The following is an 8,256-nucleotide window of genomic DNA, read 5'->3' on the forward strand; positions in this document are numbered from 1 at the left end:
GTGGGCCACGAATTCAAGCCTGCGTTCGGCCAGCGTGGTTTAACGGGGCGCCTAAGATCAAGAGCAGATCAAGATCAAGAGCGACTCGCTTCGCATCGTGGTTACCGGTGGTTGTGGGGAACTGCACAGTGGGGTGAGTGCCTATGTGCATTCGCTCGACTGTCAGGCCGCCACAGGTGCGGGTTTGCCATGTATTCAAACCCGCTGCCTCATAGCCTCCGTTTACTTGAGCGTGACGTCGAGCATCGGCGGGATGTAGCCGTAGTCATACTCGGCGACCACGAACGTTTGCTGCCCTTTGATCTTGATGCCCACCGTCGGTGCTTCGGTGCCACCGATACGGATCTGCGTGCCGGTGTCGTCGGTCGGTACGCTGTCGATGAAGGAGGTCACCAGGCCGTTGGGCATGACGCAGTGCGAGTAGGTCTGGAACGGTTGGGAAGACGGGTTGCCCAGTACCAACCCAGAGCCGTTCAACGGCACATACGGGCCGAACAGCGAATCGGCGACGAAGCCGTACACGCCGTCCGGGCCGGTTACGCCGTCGGCGTAGGTGAAGGTGTGGCTGATGGTGAACAGGTAGTACTTGCCGTCCTGGAACACGAAGTGCGGGCGTTCGGTCTGGTCGTTGACGCCGACCGCAGTCAGCAGCGGTGGCAGCATTTCCCAGTCGTCGCCGTCTTCGTCACGGGCCACGGCGATACCGACGCAGGCGGTCTGAAAGCGCGAATTACCGACGTCTTCATAGCCTGGCGGCACGTCGCCGATTTCGGCTTTACCGACCCTGTGCGAGCCGCGTTCGCCGGCCACGTTGCCTTCGAACAGCATGTACAGCTTGCCGTCTTTCGGGTCGCGGAATGGCCATGGATCGCGAAAGCCCCAGAACGCATTTTGCGCTTCGGTCTGGTACATCTTGCCGTCCGCCTCGAACAGCGGCTTGACCTTCTCAAAGCCCACCAGGCTGACGCCATGCTCGGTGGTCACCACGCGACCACGCACCTTGACGATGGTCGCGCCGGGCGTGACGGCGGTGTAGTACAGGTCTACTTCGCCTTGCTCATTCAACAGGATCGGCGTGCCGGCCCATTCGCGCACGGTGGGCGAAACTCCTTCGGCCATTACCCGGCCGCCGAGCTTCCAGTCTTTGCCGGTGCGGGAGAACCAGTAGTACATCTTTGCCCGGCCATGGCGATCATTCCAGTCGCGGATGACGTCGTAGTTGCCATTCTGATCGAGGTATTGCGGGTCGTTCGGGTGGCGATCCGCGGTGAGGGTGAAGATCACCGACCAGCCGTCGACGGAGGTGATGTTGCCGTCGATATCACGCAGCGGCATGGTGTCCCAGATAAACACCTCGTCACTCAATACCGGGAAGTTTGCGCTGACCAGTGGCTGGGTGGTGGTGGGGTCGTCTGCGTGCACTTTGAGCGCATCGGCGCGGGTCCACAGGCTGGGTTGATGGGGTGTTTTGCCAAATTTTCCAGTGGTGCTTTTCATAGTAAGCCTCGTCCATGAAGGGAATCAAAATACTGTATTTATATACAGTTATTTGACTTTAGAAGACTCGATTCCCGAGGTCAAGACAAAAAATGCATTTATGCATGATTTGGCTTTTTCTTTTAGCTGAGACGTTTCAGCTTGTCCTGTTTGAAGAGGTTCGTTCATCAGTAGATCAGCGAAATTGCCCACATGATGGCGGCAAAGCAGGCTCCAAGCAGAGACCTAAAAATAATGAACCCTGCCCACACCCGCGCACCAAAAGTTACATAACCTGGAGGTGCATCATGCAAACCACTTACTTCTGGATAGGCCTGGCAGTGATCCTCGTACTGCTCGATGCGTGGATCATCAACAGCATCTGGCGCAGCGATAACGCCTCGGCCAGCAAGGCAGGCTGGAGCGCGGTAGTCGTGGTGCTGCCGTTTCTGGGCGCTGCGATATGGGCGATTGCCGGCCCACGGGGTGTCACCAAGGGGCCGTCTTCTCCCGAGCACAGCAAGGGTTGAGTCCGGGCTCCGCTATGAACAACCCCGACCCTGACGACTTACACAGCCGCAATTATCCGGTGCAGGAAAACATGGCCTTGCAGCGCAAGGTCTGGCGCTTTGAGCGGGTGGGTTGGTACGCGCTGCTGGCGCTGATCGGCTTGAGCTTGGCAGGCTTGTTTTCCAGCGGGCCGCTGAGCACCCGCGAGGTGCGCAGTGCCGATGGGCAGTTGCGCGTGGAGTACCAACGCTTTTTGCGCAATGGCGCCTCCGATGGGCTGGTGATTCATGTCCAAGGTAAGGCCCAGGAACCCCTGGAGGTCGAGTTGAGCGGTGAGCTGCTACGCGGTTTCAATATCGAGATGCTGCAGCCTCAGCCGCTCAAGGCCAGGGCGGCCGGGGAGGGTGTAAGCGTCTGGATGCTGAGTGACAGCGCCGGCCAGGCCGTGTTGTACCTGACCTTGCGCAGCGACACGGTGGGCAGCGTGGATACCCAGGTGTCGCGACCCACAGGGGCGTCCGTGCGCTTCTCTCAGTTCATCTACCCTTGACCGTCAGCCCAAACCCTAACGGCGTGAGCGGCACAGTTTTTCGATCAAGGAGATCAACGAGTCATGGCCCACGGGTTTGCTGACATGCGCATTAAAGCCCGATTCAGTCGCCTTTTTCTGGTCATTGCCAGCGCCATAGCCCGTTAAGGCGATGGCGGGAGCCTGTCGAAGGTGGCTTACTTTGCGCAGCTTCTGCATCAGCTCATGGCCATTCATTTTAGGCATGCCGATGTCCGAAATAATCACGTCGTACTGGGCATCCCGGGCTGTTTCAAGTGCGCTTAAAGGGTCGCTGAAGGCGCTCACTTGGGCGCCTTCCATTTCCAGCAGCATGTTCAGTACCTCGAGCACCTCCGCTGAATCATCGACCAGTAATACCTTGAGGCCATTGAGGCGCTGATCTTCGTTCTGGGTAGCGCCGCTATCCAGCAGATAGTCCTGTTGTTCGCACAGCGGCAACCAGATCGAAAAGGTGCAACCGAAGCCCAGCCCTCGCGAATACACGCTTACCGAACCGCCGTGGGCCTCCACCAGCTGCCGCACCAACGACAAACCAATCCCCAGGCCTTCGCGCTGGTGAGTCTGGTGCTGGTTTTCCGCTTGCCCGAACAGGTCGAAGATTTCTTCCAGGCTGTCTTGGGCCAGGCCCGCGCCGCTGTCGATGACGTCCAGTTGCGCGCGCCCGTCCGAGCGGCTGACCACCAACTGCACCTGGCCGTCTTCGGGGGTGAATTTCAGGGCGTTGTTGACCAGGTTCCAGATCACTTGCTCGATGCGCGTCGGGTCTACGTCAACGATCAAAGGGCCCGGCACCGAAGGGGTTTGAAGGCTGACCTGGCGACGATGACCGTCGGCAAGCACCACGCTGTGAATGTCCTTGAGGGTGCGAATCAGGTCGATCGGTTGCTTTTTCAGCTTCAGCTTGCCCGTGCGAACCCGGGCGACATCCAGTAGGTCGTCAATAATCCGCGCCTGGCTGGACACCGCTTCGCAGATGGTATTGACCGCCTTGATGGCCGGGCCCGCAACCTTGGTGGCGGGCAAGCGCCGCAACAGTTCGGCGTTCAGCTGGATCAGGTTCAACGGATGCTTGAGTTCGTGGGACATCACGGCGAAGAACTCATCCTTGAGATGGCTGTTGGTCTGGGTTTCCTTCAAGCGTTGATTCTGTTCGTCCTGGGTCCGTTTGTGGCCGGTAAGGTCGCGGGCAATCTTGACGTAGCCGCGCAAACTGTTGCTCTTGAGCTGGGTGACCTCGCCACTGCAATAGAAGCGGCTGCCGTCCTTGCGCACGTGCCAGCGTTCATCTTCGCCACGCCCATGTTCGCGGGCGGTGCGCAGTTCGCTCTCCGGCACGCCAGCGGAGCGGTCTTCCGGGGAGAAAATCAGGTCGTAATAAGCGCCCAGCACCTCGTCCTTGGTGTAGCCGAAGATCAGTTCGGCACCGGTGTTCCAGTCGGTGATGGCGCCATGATCATCGAGGATGATGATGGCAAAGTCATGGGTGCTCTCGGCGACCAGGCGCATGCGTTCCTCGCCCAGGCGCAGTTCCTCTTCGGCCTGGCGCCGCTTGGTGATATCAATGAAGGTCAGCACGGTGCCGTCAATGTGATCTTCGCTGGAGCGGTACGGCAGTAACCGCGCAATGTACCAGCGGTCGTCGTTGCTGCTGATTTCCCGCTCGATCATGCTCAGCGACTCAAACACGGTGGTGGCGTCTTCGGTCATTTGCGGGTAATCGAGGCGGTGGGTGATGTCCAGCAGCGAACGCCCGGTGTCCACGGGCAGCATGCTGAAAATATCCGTGGCCCGCGGCGTGAACCAGCGAATGCGCATGTTGCGGTCGACGAAGACCGTGGCGATGTCCGTGGACGCGATCAGGTTGGTCAGGTAGTCGTTGACCTTGTCCGTCTCTTCCACCTTGGTCTTGAGCTCGAAATTGACGGTCAGCAGTTCTTCGTTGATCGACTGCAGCTCTTCCTTGCTGGTTTCCAGCTCCTCGGTGGCCGAGCGCAGTTCTTCGTTGACCGCCTGCATTTCTTCGTTGGAGGCCTTGAGTTCCTCGCTGGAGACTTCCGCCTGTTCGATGGTGTCCTGCAGGTGCAACTTGGTGCGTTGCAGCTCGCGCTCCAGGTTGCTCATGATCGCGTTTTCGGCCTGGCTGACGGCGTTGATGTCGGGCAGCAACGGGTCGACGGCGGTTTCCTGGAAGATCACCAGCACGTAGTCGTTTTCGGTCGCTTCATCGCGGTAGGGGCGGGCGCTGATGTCCACCAGGAAGGGGCCTTGCTCGCGTTGGATGCGGATCTTGCGCGAAGACACCGGGTTATTCGATTGCTGGACCTGGAACAGCGTGGTGCGAATATCCAGGCGCAAATCGGGGTGCACCAGCGTCAGCAGGTTGTGCGTCACCTCGCCGGCCACGTAGCGCAGGAATCGCCCGGCGCCTTCGCTCATGTGCAGGATATCGGCCTGCATATTCACGATGACGCTAGGCGGCGCGGCTTTTTCCAGGGCGCGCAGGTGGATATCCGCGAACGAGACCTTGTTGGGCGCCTTGGTTTCAATCGTCAGCGTCGTGGTGCTGGGGCGCAGGTAGCCGCCACGTGGCATGGTCGGGGCGCGGCGTACGGCGGATGAGCCGGCACGCACCCTGAAAATGCGGTTGCGCTTGTCCACCGGTACGAACAGGTCCAGGCAGCCGTCGGCCGACTCCGAAGAGCCGAGGAACAGGTAGCCACCGGGGCGCAACGCGAAGTGGAACATTTGCAGGATGTCGCGCTGCACTTCGCGGTCCAGGTAGATCAACAGGTTGCGGCACACGATCAGGTCGATCTGCGAGAACGGTGGGTCGGCCAGCAGGCTGTGTTTGGCGAACAGCACCTTCTCGCGAATTTCCTTGCGCACCCGGTAGTGCTGATTCTTCTCCTTGGCAAAGTACTGGCGCAACCGTTGAGGCGGTACGTCGGTGATGATCGCTTCGGGGTACACACCATTGCGGCCATGGGTAATGGCCCGCTCATCAATATCGGTGGCAAACACCTGCATCTTTGCGCCGCTGGCATCCAGCGCCAGTTGCTCGGCCACCAGCATCGCCAGGCTGTAGGCCTCCTCGCCGGTTGAGCAACCCGCCGACCAGATACGCACCTCCTCACGGTGCGGCACGCTGTCTTCCAGTGACTTCACCAGGTTGGGGATCACGTCTCGCTCAAGCGCTTCGAAGGCCTCGCGGTCGCGGAAGAAGTTGGTCACGCCAATCAGCATGTCGCCCAGCAACGCCTTGGTTTCGTCCGGGTTGGCCTGGAGGAAGTTGTAATAGGTGGCCAGGTCGGGTTGAGCGGTGACCTGCAAGCGCCGCTCGATACGCCGTAACACCGTGGCGCGTTTGTAATGCTTGAAGTCATGCCCGGTACTGGCGCGCAGCTGGATCAAAATATCCAGCAACAGCTGCTCGGCCACGGCGGCATCGCGTTCGGAGCTGGGTGGGGTGGTCTTGATCTCCGGGTCGTTGGCGGTGGGCAGCACAATCGACTGGGCATTGCGCCACAGTTCCAGCAGCTTCTGCGGCATTTCCACCACAGGCAACACCAGGTCGACCATCTGGGTTTCGATGGCCGCCAGCGGCATGCCGTCGTACTCGGCGTCTTCCGGCGCTTGCACCAGCGTGATGCCGCCTTGCTCTTTGATCCGTGACAGCCCCACCGCGCCGTCTGAGCCGGTACCGGACAGGATCAGGCAAAACGCGCGTTCTTTATGGGTGTCTGCCAGGTCGCGAAAAAACAGGTCGATAGCAATGTGCGATCCACCATCGCGCACGGCAGGCGAGACCGCGAGGTAGCCATCGTTCATCTTCAACAACTGCGCCGGTGAGATGACGTACACGTGGTTCTTTTCGATGGGCGTGGCGTCATTGACCTGCGACACCGGCATGCGGGTCGTTTCCTGCATGATCTTGTCTGCCACGCTTTGATGGTCGGGCGAAAGATGCAGGACCACCACGAAGGCCATGCCGCAGTCTTTGGGCATGTGCTCAAAAAACGCTTTGACGGCCTGCAGCCCGCCCGCCGACGCACCGATACCCACCACCGGGAAACTCAGGTTACTGGGGGTCAGATCTTTGCGTTGCGGTACGTTGGGGGACCGCGGGGGGGCAGACTTCATAAATACCAACCTTGGTTAACGGCGCACAGGAAGACGGGGTGTAGAGGGAAGAACTTGAACAACGAGGGCGAGGGCTGAACCGACGATGAAATATAGCTGAAAACCTGCTGCCAACAAAAATGCCTTGAGGCCACCCGGTCATTCGACGGACCACTACGCCCCGGTTGAGACGCGTAACCGTCGGAAGGTTTAATCAAACTGACGAGTGGCCAACGTCGGTGCACGGTTATCCGATTTTCTGAAAATCCGTCTGAACTTCGCTTGCTGGCAAACCCTCGCAAAGAGAAACCCACCCAGGAGAAGCTCTGATGAACAGCTATCCAAAACCACCGTTCCAACCCCAGCAACAGTCCGTACCCGGTGAGCAGCGCAAGATGGACCCGATGCCCGATTGCGGTGAGCAGTCGTACCAAGGCTCGGGCCGGCTCGCGAATAAAATCGCCTTGATCACCGGCGCCGACAGCGGCATCGGGCGGGCCGTGGCCATTGCCTTCGCACGTGAAGGCGCAGACGTGGCGGTGTCGTATCTGGATGAACATGAAGACGCCAAGGAAACCGCACGCTGGGTCGAGGCGGCGGGCCGTCAATGCCTGTTACTGCCCGGCGACCTGGGCAATGCGGATCACTGCACGGCAATCGTCAACGACACCGTGGAGAAGTTCGGCCGCATCGATGTGCTGGTCAACAACGCAGCGTTCCAGATGACCTATCAATCGCTGGAAGACATCCCCGACGAGGACTGGGTGAAAACCTTCAACGTCAACATCACCGCGATGTTCCGCATCTGCAAGGCCGCGCTGCCGCACATGGCCGAGGGCAGTTCGATCATCAATACCAGCTCGGTCAACTCCGACATGCCCAACCCTAGCCTGTTGCCCTATGCGGCCACCAAAGGCGCGATTGCCAACTTCACCGCCGGCCTGGCGCAGATGCTCGGCGAGCGCGGGATTCGCGTCAACAGCGTGGCGCCCGGGCCCATCTGGACACCGTTGATCGTCTCGACGATGACGCCGGACATGGTGAAAAACTTTGGCGGCAACACCCCACTGGGACGCCCCGGCCAGCCGGTGGAAGTGGCGCCGATCTATGTGCTGCTGGCGTCGGATGAAGGCAGCTATATCTCCGGCGAACGCTACGGTGTGACGGGTGGTAAGCCGATACTTTGATCAGTGAGGAAGGAGGGGGATATGAGCGAAGCCTCGAAGCGCCACGAACCGAATCACTCCGAGCGAAAGGTGCGCCCGCCGGCGGCTAAGCGAAACGATAAATCCCAGGCACCCGCAGGCGGAAAACACGGGAAGGAGCAAGGCGGTGTCGCCCCTGGAGGGCCATCGAAAGATCCCGAGTCAGGGGCATGAACGCGAGGGGTATTCGCCGGGCCTGACATCCTGAGCGGCTGTCAGGCCGCTATCGCAGCATAGGTATCGACACAATTTTTAGCTTGTAGCAGCACCCAACGGTAACCACGATGCGAAGCGAGCCGCTCTTGATCTGCTCTTGATCTGCTCTTGATCTGCTCTTGATCTGCTCTTGATCTGCTCTTGATCTGCTCTTGATCT

At 59.8% G+C, this 8,256-nt stretch carries 5 protein-coding genes; 3 read left to right on the plus strand and 2 right to left on the minus strand.

Going from position 1 to position 8,256, the window contains the following annotated elements; translation table 11 throughout:
* Positions 1–222: 222 nt before the first annotated feature.
* A complete protein-coding gene (locus tag A7K61_RS29765; protein WP_069558959.1) occupies positions 223–1,497 on the minus strand; it encodes a glycoside hydrolase family 68 protein in 1,275 nt (424 codons plus the stop codon).
* A gap of 287 nt (positions 1,498–1,784) precedes the next feature.
* On the opposite strand from A7K61_RS29765, the gene A7K61_RS29770 reads away from it, so the two are divergent.
* Entirely contained in the window at positions 1,785–2,006 is a 222-nt protein-coding gene (locus A7K61_RS29770) for a PLDc N-terminal domain-containing protein (protein WP_003190416.1), read from the plus strand.
* 14 nt (positions 2,007–2,020) lie between these two features.
* Positions 2,021–2,536, plus strand: coding sequence for a hypothetical protein (locus tag A7K61_RS29775; RefSeq protein ID WP_069558960.1), 516 nt, complete (start codon positions 2,021–2,023; stop codon positions 2,534–2,536).
* A gap of 15 nt (positions 2,537–2,551) precedes the next feature.
* Here the strand turns inward: A7K61_RS29775 and A7K61_RS29780 are convergent, their stop codons facing one another.
* Entirely contained in the window at positions 2,552–6,697 is a 4,146-nt protein-coding gene (locus A7K61_RS29780) for a CheR family methyltransferase (protein ID WP_069558961.1), read from the minus strand.
* Positions 6,698–7,005: 308 nt separating this feature from the next.
* Between A7K61_RS29780 and A7K61_RS29785 the strand changes: the two genes are divergently transcribed.
* Positions 7,006–7,863 carry an SDR family oxidoreductase gene (locus A7K61_RS29785; RefSeq protein WP_069558962.1) on the plus strand — a complete coding sequence of 286 codons (858 nt, stop codon included), beginning with the start codon at positions 7,006–7,008 and terminating at the stop codon, positions 7,861–7,863.
* Positions 7,864–8,256: the final 393 nt, after the last annotated feature.

Origin of the sequence: Pseudomonas sp. AP42 (assembly GCF_001728935.1) — a bacterium.
Classification (GTDB): domain Bacteria; phylum Pseudomonadota; class Gammaproteobacteria; order Pseudomonadales; family Pseudomonadaceae; genus Aquipseudomonas; species Aquipseudomonas lactis.

Bases quoted from the DNA above. Each gene is read 5' to 3' on its own strand.
- A7K61_RS29770 (WP_003190416.1), top strand. From the start codon at position 1,785: ATGCAAACCACTTACTTCTGGATAGGCCTGGCAGTGATCCTCGTACTG.
- A7K61_RS29775 (WP_069558960.1), top strand. From the start codon at position 2,021: ATGAACAACCCCGACCCTGACGACTTACACAGCCGCAATTATCCGGTG.
- A7K61_RS29765 (WP_069558959.1), bottom strand. From the start codon at position 1,497: ATGAAAAGCACCACTGGAAAATTTGGCAAAACACCCCATCAACCCAGC.
- A7K61_RS29780 (WP_069558961.1), bottom strand. From the start codon at position 6,697: ATGAAGTCTGCCCCCCCGCGGTCCCCCAACGTACCGCAACGCAAAGAT.
- A7K61_RS29785 (WP_069558962.1), top strand. From the start codon at position 7,006: ATGAACAGCTATCCAAAACCACCGTTCCAACCCCAGCAACAGTCCGTA.